The following is a 16,801-nucleotide window of genomic DNA, read 5'->3' as shown; positions in this document are numbered from 1 at the left end:
ATCTGTTCAATATGCAACACAATCTAGTCGTATACAATACCCTTACGCGAAAAAAGGAAAAGTTTGAACCAATTCATTCTAATCTTGTTGGTATGTATGTGTGCGGGCCGACCGTATACAGTGATGTACATTTGGGCAATTGTAGGACTTTTGTTTCCTTCGATTTGATTTTTCGTTACCTCTTACATTTAGGGTATAAAGTCCGGTATGTACGTAATATTACAGATGCAGGTCACCTGGAAGGAGATAATGATGAGGGGGATGATAAATTTGCAAAAAAGGCAAAGTTGATGCAGTTAGAGCCTATGGAGATTGTACAAAAGTACACCTTAGGCTTTCACGATGTCTTGCGGATGTTCAATACACTGCCTCCTAGCATTGAGCCGACAGCTACCGGTCATATTTCGGAGCAGATCGAGATGGTCCAACAGATTATCGCAAATGGTTATGCATATGAGGTGAATGGAACGGTGTACTTTGATGTCGATAAATACGTAAAAGAACATAATTATACCATTTTAACCAATCGCAACTTGGAGGATCTGCTGAATAACACCCGCGAATTGGGTGGTCAGGATGAGAAGAAGGGACGGTTGGATTTTGCGTTATGGATAAAGGCGAAGCCTGAGCATATTATGCAATGGCCTGCTCCTTGGAGCGTTGGTTTCCCAGGGTGGCATATTGAATGTTCAGCGATGAGCCGTAAATATCTTGGAGACCAGTTTGATATCCACGGTGGTGGAATGGATCTGGCTGCTACGCATCACACGAACGAGATTGCGCAATCAGAAGCCTGTAATCATGTACAGCCAGCGAAGTATTGGATGCATACCAATATGTTGACCGTGAATGGAGCACGTATGTCAAAATCCGCAGGTAATGGATTCTTACCTGGCGAATTATTTACAGGCGACCATCCTTTGCTTGAAAAAGGATATTCTCCTATGGCTGTACGGTTCTTCATGTTACAGGCACACTATAGAAGTACATTAGACTTTTCTAATGAAGCGCTGGACGCTGCAGAGAAGGGATATAAGCGCTTGATGACAGCGATCGCTTTGTTGGATAAAATTACCCCTTCTGGTAAAACAAAGATTGATGTTGACCTGAATGAGGTGCTTACGAAATGTCATGCGGCAATGGACGATGACTTTAATAGTCCTATATTGATTGCTGAGCTTTTTGAAATGGTTCGCCTTATTAATTCTATTTACGATGGTAAACAGCAGGTTAATGTTGCTACACTGGAGCAAATAAAGCAATTGATGCAAGAGTTTGTCTTTGATATCATGGGCTTGAAAGATGATCAGTTGGCTGGTAATAATCAGGATATGGAGGGATTGATGGATTTGGTGATAGCGATGCGTAATGAAGCCAAGCAAAACAAAGATTTTGCAACTTCTGATAGAATAAGACAAGAGCTATCTGCAATTGGGATTCAACTGAAAGATAGCAAAGATGGAACACTTTGGAATAAGATTTGATATTGTAGGTTCAAAAATGACAGCTAAAAATAGGTCATGTATTTATGAAATATAATAGTTTTTTAACCGGTATATCTCTTGTTTGTATTGCATTTCCGGCTCAGGTACTGTTTGCCCAGTTGCCGGACAAAGTGGGAGGCTTGATCACTGCAGATAGAAATGCGGCTATGCTTTCCAAAGCTCAGTCTCCACACGCCGCGTTTTCGTCGATTATCGATAAAGAGTCTACTTTTTATGTGCCTTCGGCAGTGAATGCTTTCAATTATCTGAATAACAGACCGAATATTCCGGATGTCTTGAGCTGGGATCCTAATTTTGCGTTGGTGTCCAAAAGCCTTGACTGGGGAGTGACGTCTGGTAAGATGGAGTTTCAGAAGGTAGGAGCGGTAAAGAGAAATGGGCAGTATTTGACTGTATGGAAGCGGGGTAAGAAAGGAGATTGGAAAGTCGAACTAAGGGCCGAAGTGGAAAACTTTGGAAAGAATCAACCTCAGGAGATTTGGTATCACGAGCCTGATGATTCCTGGTATCTAAAACATCGTTCCAAAGTCAGATTACAGCAACGGGAGGATGTGGTAATGTCTACTGATCAGTTGTTTTCAACGGTACTGAAAGCGAATAATGAGACAGCCTATTCAGAGTTTCTAGCTGATGATGCGCGCTTCTATTACCCATGGCAAGAGGAAATATCGGGTAAGAAAAATGTATTGTCATTCCTTAAAAAACAGCGTATTACCATTGAAACCGAACCTACTGATGTAGGGCGTGCATATAGTGGTGAGTTTGCCTATTCCTTAGGTAATGCAACGGTATCTTCAAAAGATAAAGAGGTAAAGTTTAACTATATTAGAATATGGCAGCTAAAAGACGACTATCAATGGCGCGTGATTTTAGAAATGCTATTTGAGCGCTAGTAATAGATTAAAGCATAAAAAAGGCGAAAAGTTTTACTTTTCGCCTTTTTTATTAATTGCCTTTAGCAGTTTTATCTGCTGTCTTTGCCCAGACTTTTAATTCATCACAGGATAAGAACTCAGGATTTATATCGATATAAGTTGTCTCTCTTCTAGATTCAAACCATTCACTCAGTGTGCGGTTTACTTTGTCCTGACGAGCGGCTTCCTTAATTTTAGCAAAGTCTTGATCTAGGTTTGCTTTATGAGGAGCAATCCTGGACTTTAAGTAATAAATGCGATAGGAAGATTCCCCTGTTCTTTTGTCTGTATAGAGTACAGCTTTAGATACTTCACCTTCTTTTAAAGGGTCTATGGCATTGAATACCGATACATCATCCAGTTGATCGACCGGGATTAATGTGGAACGGTCTTCCATATTGGTCACTACACCACCATTGTATTTCGTTTCTTTGTCATCCGAGTATAAGGATGCTGCAGTATTGAAATTCATACGTTTTGTATCTACAATAAGGTCGTAGATACTATCTATTTTCGCTTTGGTACGTGACAGCGCTGCGTTTGTCGGTCTACTTTTGATTAGGATATGGCGTACATTTACTTCTTCTCCGCGTCTTTCAAGAACCTGGAGGAAGTGAAAACCAAATTGTGTTTCAAATACAGGAGACATTTCTCCAGCTTTCAATTTAAAGGCCTGTGCTGAGAATTCTTTTACCCATGCATCCCTTGTACTGAAGCCCAGTTCACCACCATAAGGGGCAGAACCATCTTCGGAATATAGACGTGCAATAGTTCCGAAATCTGAACCATCCAATACCTGCTTACGATATCCCTCTGCTTTTGCGCGGAACTGCTCTTTTTCTTCTTTGGTTAATACCGGGTTGATAACCAATTGTGCATATTCGATTTCTGTATTGAAATAAGGTAAGCTATCTGCATTTAAGCTTTGGAAATATTTTTTTACTTCCTGGGGAGTGACATCTACTTTAGACACTAATTGTCCTTGCATTTTGTTTCCTTTTAATTGTTCGGCAACAGCAGGACGCATTTCCTCTTTGTGTTGTAATATTGACCGGTTTAAGAATTCTTCCAATCGTTCTTTCCCTCCAGCTTTTTGGATCATAGAACGGATACGGAAGTTCAATTGATCATCGATTTCGCTCTCAGATACCTCCACAGAGTCAATTACTGCTTGTTGTGCTAAAAGCTTCTGCGTCAACAACTGCTGGAGGATATAACATTTTATCTTGTCATTAGGGGCGTTTCCTTGCGCTAGATATTGTGTGTACTCCAACTCCAGGTCCGACTGTAAGATATGGCCTGTACCAACAGTTGATATGACACGGTCTATCAGCTTTTCTTGTCCAAAAGTTGGTGAAAAGTATATGGATAGAATAAGAAATATCCCTAAGATTTTTTTCATCTTTTCTGATTTGTTTTTAATTTGTGATGAAGTGATCTGATTTATTCATTCCTCAATGGGACTGTATAAATCATGATTCTTTCATAATAAGCGTTATTCAATATTTGTATACAAAAATATCAGAATAATTTGTAAAAGTCGTATTTTTCATCAGAATAAGATCATCTCCTCGAACCTGGACTTGAAATAATTAGAGAAGGCGCGGTAAGATTATCTTGTTTGATTTATTAATGTCTTTTTTATTCTATATTTTGTTACGAATATAGCTTTTTGACAAAGGCTAATATCGTTTTTAACGAAATTTAACGCAGGTATAATATGATTGATTTAAGTAAAGTGTTTGCTGTTTTTTTAGGGCTGTCGGTCCCAAGTTTATTTTTGAATATTCAGGCACAAACGGCTAAGCTGTATGTAGGAACATATACTTCAGCAGGAGGAAGTGAAGGAGCACAGCTTTATGATTTTGAAGCCACTACAGGTGCTTCTACTTTTTTAGGAACTATACCGATGGACAACCCTTCTTTTTTAGCTAGAAAAGGGCAGATGCTGTATGCTGTCAATGAGAATAACGAAGGTAGTGTGACGGCAATCGATTTGGAAAGTAGAGCGATCATGGGGACTTTACCTACCAAGGGAGCGCACCCTTGTCATGTGTCCCTCAGTCCGACTAAGCCTGTGCTGGTCGTTTCCAATTATAGTAGTGGCTCGTTAGTTTTATTTTCTTTAAAAGATGATGGAAGCTTAAATCAGGAAGAAGACTTTATCCAGTTTGAAGGCAGTAGCATTAATAAAGATAGGCAGTCGAGTTCACATATTCATTCTGCTTTTTTCTCTGCGGATGGCTCTCGATTATTTGTGTCCGATTTAGGAGCCGATTTAATCTATATATACGAGATACAGCAGAAGGGAGCGAGATACAGCTTTCATAGAATCGATAGTATATCGGCTCCAAAGGGTTCTGGTCCAAGGCATGTTGTCATTTCGGATGATGCAAAATGTATATACAGCGTGCTCGAATTGACAGGAGAACTAGCGGTATTCCAACAGAAAAATAACCAGTGGGTCAATGCTCAGGTGCTTCCTATATATAATAAAGGTTTTAAGGGAGAACATGGCGCCGCAGATATAAAGATGTCGCCTGATGGAAAATTTGTTTATGCAACGAATCGGGGTGATGCAAATGTAATTGCATGCTATGAGGTGATGAAAGATAAAACGCTTCGGGTAAAAAGTATCGTTTCTACGGGAGGTAATTCCCCTAGAAACCTAAACATCTCTGCAGATGGACGTTGGGCTTTCGTAACCAATCAGATCTCCAATCAGATTACTGTTTTTAAAAGAAACAAACGGACAGGAGCTTTACATATAGACGAATCTGCGACTATACCTGTTAGCAAGCCAGTCTGCCTGATTTTTTGATTATTTTACTCGGGAATGTCGTAATGATTAAGGTAGCGGACTATATTATTGGCCCTTGAGTTGACATAGTTGGACGGACGGCGGGCATCCCACTGTCTTGGATTGGGTAAGATAGCGATAATTAAAGCTGCCTCTTTCTTCGTTAGACTTTTTGCTGATTTGTTAAAATAGTAGTGTGAAGCTGCCTCCGCTCCGTAGACGCCTTGCCCCATTTCGATTACGTTGAGGTACACCTCAAGGATACGTTTCTTACTCCAGATGATTTCGATTAGAAATGTGAAATATGTTTCTAGACCTTTTCTGAGCCAAGAACGTCCTGGCCAAAGAAAAACATTTTTTGCAACCTGCTGGCTGATGGTGCTACCACCTCGAAGTGGTTTTCCGGATTGGTTCTTCTCCAATGCCTGTTTGATCGCGTCTGTATCAAAACCATTATGGCTCATAAAGTGGGCATCTTCACCGGCCAGGGCTGCCCTCTTCAGATTGTTTGAAAGGTCATCATAAGGCAACCATTCTTTTTCTATCTTAAAGCCCTTGCCTTCTGACTGCCATTGGAATCCCCTTTTTATCATGAGGTAGGTGACGGGCGGGTTGATGAACTTTAGACAAAGTACCCAAAAGATACTTAACGCGAAAAATCCCACTACTATTCGGATAGACCAACTTTTTAGCTGTTTCTTCCAAGAAGTGGGAGACACTTTTTTCTTTTTATAGTTACCACGTTTTATTGCCATGACCTAATCACAAATTCGATGCAAACCTAAAAAAAAACCAACAAAGTATGTAGTCTCAATTGCTTTTTTAAGTCATAAGTAGATACATTATACAAAAATTACTAATTTACAGGATTATTATCTGTATTATGATCGCAAAAAACACACTTTTTTTATTTTTGATATTTATGAGTTCAGTTGCTATGGGACAACAGGCGGTCCCTAAAGATAAGGTAGTCCTTGTGATACATGGTGGGGCAGGAACAATCTTGAAGTCCAAAATGACGCCTCAGAAAGAGAAGGCCTATACGGATGCGCTCCGTGCTTCATTGCTGGCTGGCTATGATATTCTTAAAACTGGTGGAAGTAGCGAGAAGGCTGTAGAAGCTGCTATCCATGTTATGGAGGATTCGCCTTTATTTAATGCCGGAAAAGGAGCTGTTTTTACACATGAAGGGACAAATGAGCTGGATGCTTCTATCATGAAAGGAAAAGATGGAACTGCCGGTGCTGTAGCAGGAGTGACCACAATAAAGAACCCGATAACTGCGGCTATAGCTGTGATGGAGCGTTCACCTCATGTGATGATGATGGGGCATGGAGCCGAACGATTTGCCCGAGAACAGGGCATAACACAGGTGGAGCCATCCTATTTTTACACAGAAGAACGCTGGGATGCTTTACAGCGTATATTAAAAGAAGATAGTAAGGCGGTCGAGTTAGATCATAATGACAAGCAATCGGGTACAAAACCTGAATGGAAGGATGAGAAATTCGGGACGGTGGGCTGTGTTGCCCTGGATGGCAAAGGGGATATCGCAGCTGGTACATCAACCGGAGGAATGACAAATAAGAAATTTGGTCGTGTTGGAGACTCTCCGGTTATTGGTGCCGGTACCTATGCGAATAAACAAGTCGGAATTTCCTGTACAGGCTGGGGAGAATATTTTATACGCAATGTCGCCGCCTATGATGTCGCTGCATTGATGGAGTACAAAGCACTATCTGCTTTAGAAGCGTCAAAAGAAGTGATTCGCAAAATTGGTGAAGTGGGAGGTGATGGAGGAATGATTGTTCTGGATAAAGATGGGAATGTAGCCTTGCCGTTCAATACAGCAGGTATGTATAGGGGATATATTACTGAATCTGGCGAGGTTAAGGTGGAGATTTATAAGTAATAGGCCGTAATGCTTTAATAGAAGGATATTCGGTTTGTCAAATCCCCACAATTCTCTTATTTTTACACCTCAACAAAAAACAGATTTCCATTGGCAAAGGTAAAGAAAGAAACTCCCCTAATGCAGCAGTACAACACGATCAAAGCGAAGTACCCTGGTGCATTATTATTATTCCGTGTTGGTGATTTTTATGAAACTTTTGGTGAGGACGCGATTAAAGCAGCGGGAATCCTGGGTATTGTCTTGACCAAAAGAGGAAATGGGTCTGAGTCCGAAACTGCACTTGCAGGGTTTCCTCATCATTCACTGGAGACTTATCTGCCAAAATTGGTACGAGCGGGTCAGCGTGTAGCGATATGTGACCAATTGGAAGATCCTAAGATGACGAAGACTATTGTCAAAAGAGGAGTGACTGAGTTGGTGACCCCAGGGGTATCATATAGTGATAATATCCTACAGCAAAAGTCGAACAATTATTTAGCTTCTGTTTTTTTTGATAAAAATTCGGTAGGGATTTCTTTTTTAGATATTTCTACGGGAGAGTTTCTTGTAGCGCAAGGTAGTGCTGGTTATATTGATAAATTGCTTCAAGGTTTTAAACCTACAGAGGTTATTATGCCACGTAAACAGTCTAAAGAGTTTGCTACAAATTTTGGAACTCAATATTATACCTATTCACTGGATGAGTGGCCTTATACTGGAGATTTTGCCGAAGGAAATCTCTTAAAGCATTTTGAGGTTCAATCTTTAAAAGGCTTCGGTATCGACCGTATGCCTACAGCGATTATTGCCGCAGGCGTAGCATTACATTATCTGAACGAGACGGAGCACCGTAATCTACAGCACATTTCTCATATTGCACGGATAGAGGAAGACCGCTATATGTGGTTGGACCGTTTTACTATCCGTAATTTGGAACTGATTGGGTCGGCCAATGAGAATGCGATTACATTGTCGGACGTATTAGACGAAACGTCGTCGCCAATGGGGGCACGCCTATTGAAGCGCTGGATCGTGATGCCTTTAAAAGACATCAAATCAATACAGGAACGTCTCAATGTGGTTGATTATTTTCATCAACATCGGGACCTGCGTGATGAGCTGATCCGTGAAATAAAACAAGTAGGAGATTTAGAGCGATTAATCAGTAAAATTGGACTTCAAAAGGCTAATCCAAGAGAGATATCTCAATTGAAGCGCTCTCTATATGCTGTCGAAAAGCTAAAAGCACTGACTGATATTAAAGCTTCAGAGGCTCTTTCGATGATTTCTGAACAATTGAATCCATGTGCCTTGATCAGGGAGAAGATTGAAAAGACACTTCAAGCTGAGCCACCGGTAGCACTGAATAAAGGAAACGTAATCGCAGATGGAATCGATGCCGATCTAGACAAATTGCGTAAAGTCGCGTTTGGAGGAAAGGATTATCTATTGGAAATCCAGCGTCGGGAGTCCGAAATAACAGGTATACCTTCGCTGAAAATTGCTTTTAACAACGTCTTTGGATATTATCTCGAGGTAACCAATACCCATAAGGATAAAGTGCCGACAGGATGGATCCGTAAGCAGACCTTAGTCAATGCCGAAAGATATATTACAGAAGAACTTAAGGAATATGAGGAGCAGATTCTCGGAGCAGAGGAGAAGATCCAGGCTATAGAAAACCGGATTTACGCTGAGTTGCTCCTTGCGATTAGCGAATATATAAAACCGGTACAGTTAAATGCGCAACTGATAGCGAAGCTTGATGTACTGCTTAATTTTGCTGTAATAGCGGAGAAAAATTACTATATCAAACCAGAGATTAGTAATAGCAAAATTCTGGATATAAAAGGGGGACGTCATCCTGTTATCGAAAAGAATCTTCCGATTGGGGAGGACTATATTACAAATGACACTTTTCTAGATCCCGATTCGCAACAGATTATAATAATAACGGGTCCCAATATGGCTGGTAAGTCGGCCTTATTGCGTCAGACAGGTTTGATAGTATTGATGGCACAGATTGGGTGCTTTGTCCCAGCAAAGGAGGCGCATATCGGGCTTGTAGATAAAATATTTACCCGGGTAGGGGCATCGGACAATCTTTCCTCAGGAGAATCGACATTTATGGTCGAGATGAATGAGACCGCTAGTATCATGAATAACCTTTCCGATAGGAGTTTAATTCTATTAGATGAGATTGGACGGGGAACTAGTACCTATGATGGGATTTCTATTGCTTGGGCTATTGCAGAGTTTTTGCACTTACACCCAAGTGCTAGAGCTAAGACGTTGTTTGCGACACACTACCACGAATTGAATGAATTGAGTAATTCTATGCCGCGGATTAAGAACTTTAATGTCTCGGTCAAAGAGGTCAATAACAAAATCATATTCTTGCGTAAACTCGTGCCAGGTGGCTCGGAACATAGCTTTGGTATACATGTAGCCAAGTTGGCGGGTATGCCACCTAGACTGATCGGTCGTGCTTCAGAGATCTTGAAAAGATTAGAACAGGAACGTACAGGTGGCGAAAAGATCAAGGACAGTATGCGCAAGATTCAAAAACAGGCGTACCAGTTACAGATGTTTGCGATAGATGATCCTATCCTAGAGAAAATCAGGGATATGTTGAACAATCTAGATGTGAATACGCTGACACCTGTAGAAGCCCTAATGAAATTGGACGAGATACAGCGTCTACTCAAGAATTAAAAACGGATAAAGAATTCGGCACTGCCATAGTCACTCGGTACATGTGGTACTAATTTATCATCCCAATTGTAAGGAATGAGGTGATAACTGAGCTCTACGCCTATAAAGGTTTTCCTTTGAAGGCGTACCATACTTGTGACTCCAATACTGTTGTGCCAGGTCTTGATATTCCGGAGTGAGACACTTTTACGTTCAAAGCCATACTCATCTGTATAGTAGTAAGAGTCGGATAGACCTGTCCAAATAAATCCTAGCCCTGTATTTACTTTGGGTAATAATAAGATAAGAGTTCCATTGTCATAGGCCTTGTAACCAAAGCCGAGACCGATAAAATGGCTACTGTTAGGGTTTACCTCACGTATCTCCCGTTTATAACGCATATCAAAGGGACGGGAATTATTATGTACCCTGAATTTATAAACGAGTTCAGAGACGATAGAATTATTCAAGGATCCCATATAGGATATTCCAAATATCCCGGACTGGTCAAAGATAGGGTTGCTGTCAAAGGGACTGAAGATACCAGCACTGAGCCCAATCGTTGGGCCATTCATTACATTTTTCGTTGGGTAATAGCCTGTTGTGCTGTGAGAAACTGATTTTGCTGGTTTTTTATTGCGTTCTCGAAGAAATTCATCAATATCATCTGCAAATAGATAGGTGATGGCTGTCTCCTCTTTATTCAAGACATAGCTTTGCGATTGTAATAGCGCTACGGCTTTCTGTTTTAGGAGAGAGTCGACTGGATGGTTCAATGGGAAATATTGGTATTTCTTCGGGTTTTGTCGATATGTACCATTGGGGTTTCTGCTTGCAGCAGCATCAAAACGTTGTATTAGTACATCATCATAGCGTCCTTCGAGATAAGCGTTGATAGATAGACTAGTGTTCTGTTTCTGTAGTAATTGCGAAATAATTTCTAATCGACGCCCAAGCTCATTTTTCTCACAGGTTCCTTTTAAGGTGTTGATGATGGTTTTCAATTGACCAAAATCATTTTTAATTAAAACGTTTGGTAACTTCTGAAGTGCAGCATTCACGACCGGTTCACAGCCATTTTGGGCAAACGAGGACGACACAAAAAAAATGAATATAAATAATGGTAAATAAAGGTAGCGCATAGGGTTTGATAATACAAAAGTACATTCGAAAGTACGAATTATTTTTTAGTTTCATCAATGGCAAAAGGCTAACTTTGCTCTCCATGGGGTCGGTGTTTAAATTTAAAGAGTTCGAAGTCAATCAAGAAGGTTGTGCGATGAAAATTAATACGGATGGGGTCTTGCTGGGGGCAATGGTCGAAGCTCAGGAACCAATTCGTATTTTAGATGTTGGCTCTGGGACAGGAGTAATCGCGTTGATGTTGGCACAACGTTTTCCAGATGCTATGGTTGATGCGGTTGATATTGATGAGACCGCGTATCAACGGACAGAGGAAAATTTTAAGACATCTAGATTCGCAGAACGTATGTACGCTCGACTTGGAGATTTTGAGACGATGTCCGAACAGGAAGTGTATGATCTGATTGTTAGTAACCCACCTTTCTATATCAATGCGTTGCATAACCCAAACGGTCGTAAGCGCCTTGCTAGGCATACGGATTTGGATTTCTTTAAGCGTCTTCTGACTTTTTCCAGTCGCAGGCTTTCTTCTCGGGGTACACTACAGTTGGTTCTGCCTGTCGATCTAAGTGATGAGCTCTTGCGGTACACGGACGAGAATGGATTGATATTGATTAAGGAGGTTGGTATCCGTTCTTTTGCTCATACGGAGCCAATCCGTAAGATTATGATTTTGGGTAAAGAAAATCTCTGCCAACAAGAACGAGTTGATTTCGTCATTTACGAAGAGAAAGGAGTTTACTCTAAAGCTTATCAAGGCTTTTTGAAGCCCTTCTTTCTTGGGTTTTAATACAAGTGGTACAGCGAATGTGCCACTCATTGACAAAATGGACCGAGAACGCTTAAACAAATTGATTGCTCCATTGGAGCATCATTTAGTAATTGTTTATATATGAAAAAAATAGGATTGTTATCCGATACACATAGCTATTTAGATGAAGCTGTTTTCACACATTTTGAAAACTGTGACGAAGTATGGCACGCAGGAGATTTTGGTAGTCTCGATGTGGTAGAACGATTGAAGGATTTTAAACCATTCAGAGGAGTGTACGGAAATATAGACGGGAAGGACATTCGGACCGAGTGCCCCGAACACCTACGTTTCAATTGTGAAGGCGTCGATGTATGGATGACACATATTGGAGGGTATCCTGGGCGCTATGCAGCGGGCATAAAGGCTGAAATTATTAAGAATCCTCCTAAATTATTTATTTGTGGACATTCCCATATTCTGAAGGTACAGTATGACCAAAAGCTAGCTTTACTGCATTTAAACCCCGGTGCGGCAGGAAAACAAGGCTGGCATACCGTAAGAACATTGATGCGTTTTGACCTTGATTTGGGTGAAATTAAAAATTTGGAAATAATAGAGTTGTTTAATCGGTAAATATTTTCATATTTTTGTTTTTTATAAAAATAAATTATGAAATCCTTAAAAACTTTAGGTCAGTTTATTATTGAAAAACAAACGGATTTTCCTTATGCAAAAGGGGAATTGTCCCGATTGTTGCGCGATATTGGAATCGCAGCTAAGATTGTCAACCGTGAGGTCAACAAAGCAGGATTGGTGGATATCTTGGGGACGGTAGGAGACACCAATGTATTTGGCGAAAATCAAAAGAAACTTGACGTTTATGCCGATGAACAGTTTATAGCAGCACTGAAAGATGGAGGAGAGTGTTGTTTTGTTGCCTCTGAAGAACAGGAGGAGGGTGTGGAACTGACCGATACGGGGATTTCCAAAAATGCGAAGTATATCGTTTGTATCGACCCATTGGACGGAAGCTCCAATATCGAAGTCAACGTCTCCGTAGGGACTATTTTCTCGATATATCGTCGGATCAGTCAGGTCGGTGAGGCACTGACGCAAGAGGATCTATTGCAGACAGGGTTACGTCAGGTGGCTGCCGGGTATATTATCTATGGGTCGTCGACGATGCTTGTCTATACGACTGGGAAAGGGGTGAATGGATTTACCTTAGACCCATCGATAGGGGAGTTCTGTCTATCTCACCCCAATATGAAAATTCCTCAGCAAGGGCATATTTATTCGGTGAATGAAGGAAACTATCTGAAATTCCCTCAAGGAATAAAGAATTATATCAAATACTGTCAGGAGGAAGATACTGGTACCAATCGTCCTTATACCTCTCGATATATAGGCTCTATGGTAGCGGATATCCACAGGAACCTGTTGTTGGGAGGAGTGTTTATCTATCCACAGACAGCCTTACAGCCTAAAGGAAAGCTCCGATTGATGTACGAATGTAATCCTATTGCCTTTATCATAGAGCAAGCGGGAGGGAAGGCGACAACCGGGACGGAAAGAATATTAGAAATAGCACCAGAAGAACTACATCAGCGCGTTCCCGCAATATTGGGTAGTACGGATATGGTTAATAAAGTATTGGAGTTCTTGGATAAATCATAGACTATCCCGAACCTCAACTAAAAATGACTTTAGTCGCTCAAGAGAATCAATGACACGTTGGTTCTCTTTTGCTTCAGTCTTATTCGTACGGAGATAATCACGTGCTCCTTGCAATGTATAGCCTTTGTCTTTTACTAGATTGAAGATTATTTTGAGGTTGGCAATGTCAGTCTGCGTAAACAGTCTATTCCCCTTTTTATTCTTCTTAGGCTGTAGGATATCAAATTCGCGTTCATAAAAACGGATTTGCGAAGCATTCACGTCAAACATTTTGGTGACCTCGCCCATTGTATAATACAATTTGTTAATTTCTCGTTCCTTGTAAGGCATATTTAATATATCTGTTTGTACCATAGCAAACTTAGACAAAATGCTTGGTATTCACGAATACCTGATTAAAAATAAATGCCTCCGAAGCCCAGAAACTTCGATTATGGTTATTTTGATCCCTTTAATTACTTTTGGGGTATGAAAGGTAAAGTTATTGTTAGCTCGTTTTTAACCAATCTGTTCTCCTTCAGTAGAGCCAGCGCGGTGACTATTTTTCCCTTTATCTTTGTACAGCGTAAAATAATGTTGAAAGATAAAGACTTGATGAACCATGAACGGATTCATATTGCACAGGCTCTCGAGTTGTTGGTATTACCTTTTTACGTGTTGTATGGTGTGGAGTTTTTGATAAGACTAATCTATTATAGGAAGGTAGAAACAGCCTACCTGAATATTAGCTTCGAAAGGGAGGCGTATTTGAAACAATCCGATCTACATTATCTCCGAACCAGAAAGATGTGGAGTTTTAGAAAGTACTATCGATAAGCTTAGGTTATATTGGAGTAATAACTTTATTGAGCCTAAATGTAGAAGTATTCACTACTCGTAGATTTATAAAAGAGAAGCAGTCTTTTTTGGACTGCTTCTCTTTTATATAATATTTTTATTGAACGAGCTTCAGGAAAGTTGAGACTTTCTCTTTAAGTTGTCTACGATCAACGATAAAGTCTAAAAATCCATGTTCCAATACAAATTCCGATGTCTGGAATCCTTTAGGAAGGTCTTTCTTGATTGTTTCCTTGATAACCCGGGGTCCAGCAAAACCGATAAGTGCTCCTGGTTCTGCGATATTGATATCTCCAAGCATGGCATAAGATGCTGTAACACCTCCTGTAGTAGGATCTGTTAACAAGCAGATGTACGGAAGTTTTGCTTGGCTGAGCAGCGCTAGTTTAGCCGATGTTTTGGCCATCTGCATTAATGAAAATGCAGCCTCCATCATTCTGGCCCCACCTGATTTTGAAATCAACATGAAAGGCAACTTATGCTCTATACAGTAATCAATAGAGCGTGCAATCTTTTCACCAACAACAGATCCCATAGAACCGCCAATAAAATTGAAGTCCATACATGCTATCACGATGTCTCGTCCATCCATCTTTCCATGTGCACTTCTGAGTGCATCTTTTAAGCCTGTTTTTGCTTGACTTTCTACCAGACGTTCGCTGTAAGGTTTGCTGTCAACAAAGTGTAAAGGGTCACCAGCAGTGAGATTGGGAAATAATTCTGTAAAGGCGTTGTCGTCAAATAAAATAGAGAAGTAAGCTGCCGATCCAATACGGATATGGTAACCACAATATTGACAAACATAATTGTTTTCGATTTGCTCTAAGTTTAAAAGAGGCTTTTTACATGAAGGACATTTATTCCACATGCCATCAGGTGCTTCTTTCTTATTTTCTGTTGCGGTATTGATACCAGCTTTGTTTCGTTTAAACCAACTCATATACTCGTGTTAATTCGAACTACAAATAAACGAAAAGAAACTTAAAACTTAAAAGTTAATGCGGAGTAAAGTTGTAACACCCTTGTGTGGATGCTAGAATCAACAGATCTATACACCGTTTACAGGGCACTTGAGGGGACTTGGACAGACTTTAGGGGACTTATAGGGACTTGGTGGAAATTGTTAAGTAGATGGTGCCATTCTTGGTTTCAAAATTTTGGGCACAAAAAATGGGTAAGCTCCCTTTATCGCACCGCTCAACCAAATACCCTTGCTTTGTTCCCAACCTGGGGGAGTCAATGGGAGCTGGTCGTAAAGGACTTACCCACCGCAAAAATAGAAAAAAAATCTATTTAACAAGAACTATAATGTGTTTAAATCGTACGGTGTTGATATACAGGTTGAAAAAAATGTATTTTATGGACGATAGCACATTTTATATCCCTAAATAGGGTGTTTTCATTTTCTTTTATTCTGATTTGAAGAATACATCACCTGGTATTTTGGTGGAAAAAGGTTAGATTAGCTTAAAAACTTTACCAGGCAAGGATAAAAGATGACCTTCAAGTTCCATTTCCAGTAATACAATAGCAAGTTTGCTCTGGGGCCAATCGCAATAACAGGCAATCTGATCAATTGTGGCCTGCTCGAGTTCCTGTTCAGAAAGAAAGTTATATACTTTCTGTTCATCCCGACTCCGATTTTTCGGTAACAGAATAAGTTGCTTTTCGGGTTTGATCGAGATGGCGTCCCAATTCATGAGATAGCAGAGGTCTTCGGCATGGCGGATGAGGTGTGCTCTATTCGTCTTAATCAAATAATTGCACCCTGCGGAGTATTCCTGTTCAATGGAACCAGGAAATGCACATACATCCCGGTTGTAACCGTTGGCTATTTCGGCGGTGATCAAGGCCCCTCCTTTCATCGCTGCTTCTATGACGATAGTGACATCGGCGAGCCCTGCTATGATTCGGTTACGCATAGGGAAATTCTGTCTGTCGGGATTCGTCTCTGATGGAAATTCAGTGAGCAAACCACCATTATTCAACATTTTGGAGGCAATCTCCCGATGGGCAGCGGGATATATCCGATCTAATCCATGGCCTAATACACCGATAGTAGGGATGTGCTGCTTGACCGCATACTGGTGTGCTAAGACATCGATACCATAAGCTAGTCCGCTGATGATATGAACATCGAGTGCCGCTAGTTGTTCGACAAGCTTTTCGCAGATACGTTGTCCATAATGCGTCGAGTTTCGGGAACCGACGATGCTTACTACACGATTAGGGTTGAGGTCTGCCGTGCCCTTATAATACAATAGGATGGGGGCATCTTCACAGTGACGTAGTCTGCCGGGGTAGTTGTTATCTTCTATCCAGATTGCTTCAATCTGATGTTTTTGGATAAACTCTAATTCTGCTTCGGCTTCTCTAAGATAGCTTTTGGATAAAATGCTTTCAACGGCAGTAGGACCTATACCAGGGATAGCGAGGAGATCTTTTTTTGAGTTATTGAATACAGCGTCCACAGAACCACAGTATTCCAGTAGATTACGGCTCAATTTGGGGCCTATGCCCTTTATTTTTGTTAAGGCAATTTTATCAAGTATATTCATAATCGGTATATAAAATTAGTTAAAA

General features: G+C 40.6%; 15 protein-coding genes and 1 other RNA gene. 9 read left to right on the top strand and 7 right to left on the bottom strand.

Going from position 1 to position 16,801, the window contains the following annotated elements:
• Window positions 1–11: 11 nt before the first annotated feature.
• The gene (gene cysS / locus JKG64_RS16550) at window positions 12–1,484 is read left to right on the top strand and encodes a cysteine--tRNA ligase (protein ID WP_210355404.1); all 1,473 of its coding nucleotides are present in this window, start codon (window positions 12–14) and stop codon (window positions 1,482–1,484) included.
• A 44-nt stretch (window positions 1,485–1,528) separates the two neighbouring features.
• Window positions 1,529–2,398 carry a nuclear transport factor 2 family protein gene (locus JKG64_RS16545; RefSeq protein ID WP_210355403.1) on the top strand — a complete coding sequence of 290 codons (870 nt, stop codon included), beginning with the start codon at window positions 1,529–1,531 and terminating at the stop codon, window positions 2,396–2,398.
• Between the two features lie 52 nt (window positions 2,399–2,450).
• On the opposite strand, the gene JKG64_RS16540 is transcribed toward JKG64_RS16545, so the two are convergent.
• The gene (locus tag JKG64_RS16540) at window positions 2,451–3,821 is read right to left on the bottom strand and encodes a peptidylprolyl isomerase (protein ID WP_210355402.1); all 1,371 of its coding nucleotides are present in this window, start codon (window positions 3,819–3,821) and stop codon (window positions 2,451–2,453) included.
• 318 nt (window positions 3,822–4,139) lie between these two features.
• On the opposite strand from JKG64_RS16540, the gene JKG64_RS16535 reads away from it, so the two are divergent.
• Window positions 4,140–5,240, top strand: coding sequence for a lactonase family protein (locus JKG64_RS16535; RefSeq protein ID WP_210355401.1), 1,101 nt, complete (start codon window positions 4,140–4,142; stop codon window positions 5,238–5,240).
• Between the two features lie 5 nt (window positions 5,241–5,245).
• Here JKG64_RS16535 and mtgA read toward each other — a convergent pair whose 3' ends face one another.
• Window positions 5,246–5,974, bottom strand: coding sequence for a monofunctional biosynthetic peptidoglycan transglycosylase (gene mtgA / locus JKG64_RS16530; protein ID WP_210355400.1), 729 nt, complete (start codon window positions 5,972–5,974; stop codon window positions 5,246–5,248).
• A 167-nt stretch (window positions 5,975–6,141) separates the two neighbouring features.
• Here mtgA and JKG64_RS16525 point away from each other — a divergent pair, with 167 nt between their 5' ends.
• Window positions 6,142–7,131 (top strand): isoaspartyl peptidase/L-asparaginase family protein, encoded by a 990-nt coding sequence (locus tag JKG64_RS16525; protein ID WP_246512633.1) that lies wholly within the window; start codon window positions 6,142–6,144, stop codon window positions 7,129–7,131.
• Between the two features lie 90 nt (window positions 7,132–7,221).
• Entirely contained in the window at window positions 7,222–9,828 is a 2,607-nt protein-coding gene (gene mutS / locus JKG64_RS16520; protein ID WP_210355398.1) for a DNA mismatch repair protein MutS, read from the top strand.
• On the opposite strand, the gene JKG64_RS16515 is transcribed toward mutS, so the two are convergent.
• A complete protein-coding gene (locus tag JKG64_RS16515; protein ID WP_210355397.1) occupies window positions 9,825–10,907 on the bottom strand; it encodes a hypothetical protein in 1,083 nt (360 codons plus the stop codon). The genes mutS and JKG64_RS16515 overlap by 4 nt on opposite strands.
• Before the next feature lie 125 nt (window positions 10,908–11,032).
• On the opposite strand from JKG64_RS16515, the gene JKG64_RS16510 reads away from it, so the two are divergent.
• The 3 genes from JKG64_RS16510 (at window position 11,033) to fbp (ending at window position 13,381) form a co-directional block, all read left to right on the top strand.
• Entirely contained in the window at window positions 11,033–11,740 is a 708-nt protein-coding gene (locus tag JKG64_RS16510; protein ID WP_262897775.1) for a tRNA1(Val) (adenine(37)-N6)-methyltransferase, read from the top strand.
• 102 nt (window positions 11,741–11,842) lie between these two features.
• On the top strand, window positions 11,843–12,337 hold the full coding sequence (locus JKG64_RS16505) for a metallophosphoesterase family protein (RefSeq protein WP_210355395.1): 495 nt from the start codon (window positions 11,843–11,845) through the stop codon (window positions 12,335–12,337).
• 36 nt (window positions 12,338–12,373) lie between these two features.
• The gene (gene fbp, locus JKG64_RS16500; RefSeq protein WP_210355394.1) at window positions 12,374–13,381 is read left to right on the top strand and encodes a class 1 fructose-bisphosphatase; all 1,008 of its coding nucleotides are present in this window, start codon (window positions 12,374–12,376) and stop codon (window positions 13,379–13,381) included.
• On the opposite strand, the gene JKG64_RS16495 is transcribed toward fbp, so the two are convergent.
• Window positions 13,376–13,711, bottom strand: a complete 336-nt coding sequence (locus tag JKG64_RS16495; RefSeq protein ID WP_133585554.1) for a MerR family transcriptional regulator — start codon at window positions 13,709–13,711, stop codon at window positions 13,376–13,378. The genes fbp and JKG64_RS16495 overlap by 6 nt on opposite strands.
• A 138-nt stretch (window positions 13,712–13,849) precedes the next feature.
• Between JKG64_RS16495 and JKG64_RS16490 the strand changes: the two genes are divergently transcribed.
• A complete protein-coding gene (locus JKG64_RS16490) occupies window positions 13,850–14,197 on the top strand; it encodes a hypothetical protein (protein ID WP_210355393.1) in 348 nt (115 codons plus the stop codon).
• Between the two features lie 118 nt (window positions 14,198–14,315).
• Here the strand turns inward: JKG64_RS16490 and accD are convergent, their stop codons facing one another.
• The 3 genes from accD to dprA form a co-directional block, all read right to left on the bottom strand.
• Window positions 14,316–15,158, bottom strand: a complete 843-nt coding sequence (accD, locus tag JKG64_RS16485) for an acetyl-CoA carboxylase, carboxyltransferase subunit beta (RefSeq protein WP_202101561.1) — start codon at window positions 15,156–15,158, stop codon at window positions 14,316–14,318.
• A 229-nt stretch (window positions 15,159–15,387) separates the two neighbouring features.
• Window positions 15,388–15,485: signal recognition particle sRNA small type (ffs, locus tag JKG64_RS16480), an RNA gene on the bottom strand.
• 190 nt (window positions 15,486–15,675) lie between these two features.
• Window positions 15,676–16,776 (bottom strand): DNA-processing protein DprA, encoded by a 1,101-nt coding sequence (gene dprA, locus JKG64_RS16475; protein ID WP_210355392.1) that lies wholly within the window; start codon window positions 16,774–16,776, stop codon window positions 15,676–15,678.
• Window positions 16,777–16,801: the final 25 nt, after the last annotated feature.

Origin of the sequence: Sphingobacterium tabacisoli, from assembly GCF_017908035.1 — a bacterium.
Classification (GTDB): domain Bacteria; phylum Bacteroidota; class Bacteroidia; order Sphingobacteriales; family Sphingobacteriaceae; genus Sphingobacterium; species Sphingobacterium tabacisoli.
The sequence above is the reverse complement of the archived record's forward strand: the minus strand, read 5'-3'. Positions and strand labels throughout refer to the sequence as shown.

Excerpts from the sequence above, each read along its gene's own strand:
- cysS (WP_210355404.1), top strand. The coding sequence starts at position 12 with ATGCAACACAATCTAGTCGTATACAATACCCTTACGCGAAAAAAGGAA.
- dprA (WP_210355392.1), bottom strand. The coding sequence starts at position 16,776 with ATGAATATACTTGATAAAATTGCCTTAACAAAAATAAAGGGCATAGGC.
- JKG64_RS16505 (WP_210355395.1), top strand. The coding sequence starts at position 11,843 with ATGAAAAAAATAGGATTGTTATCCGATACACATAGCTATTTAGATGAA.
- JKG64_RS16545 (WP_210355403.1), top strand. The coding sequence starts at position 1,529 with ATGAAATATAATAGTTTTTTAACCGGTATATCTCTTGTTTGTATTGCA.
- accD (WP_202101561.1), bottom strand. The coding sequence starts at position 15,158 with ATGAGTTGGTTTAAACGAAACAAAGCTGGTATCAATACCGCAACAGAA.
- JKG64_RS16525 (WP_246512633.1), top strand. The coding sequence starts at position 6,142 with ATGAGTTCAGTTGCTATGGGACAACAGGCGGTCCCTAAAGATAAGGTA.
- JKG64_RS16495 (WP_133585554.1), bottom strand. The coding sequence starts at position 13,711 with ATGCCTTACAAGGAACGAGAAATTAACAAATTGTATTATACAATGGGC.
- mtgA (WP_210355400.1), bottom strand. The coding sequence starts at position 5,974 with ATGGCAATAAAACGTGGTAACTATAAAAAGAAAAAAGTGTCTCCCACT.
- JKG64_RS16535 (WP_210355401.1), top strand. The coding sequence starts at position 4,140 with ATGATTGATTTAAGTAAAGTGTTTGCTGTTTTTTTAGGGCTGTCGGTC.
- JKG64_RS16540 (WP_210355402.1), bottom strand. The coding sequence starts at position 3,821 with ATGAAAAAAATCTTAGGGATATTTCTTATTCTATCCATATACTTTTCA.
- fbp (WP_210355394.1), top strand. The coding sequence starts at position 12,374 with ATGAAATCCTTAAAAACTTTAGGTCAGTTTATTATTGAAAAACAAACG.
- JKG64_RS16510 (WP_262897775.1), top strand. The coding sequence starts at position 11,033 with ATGGGGTCGGTGTTTAAATTTAAAGAGTTCGAAGTCAATCAAGAAGGT.
- JKG64_RS16490 (WP_210355393.1), top strand. The coding sequence starts at position 13,850 with ATGAAAGGTAAAGTTATTGTTAGCTCGTTTTTAACCAATCTGTTCTCC.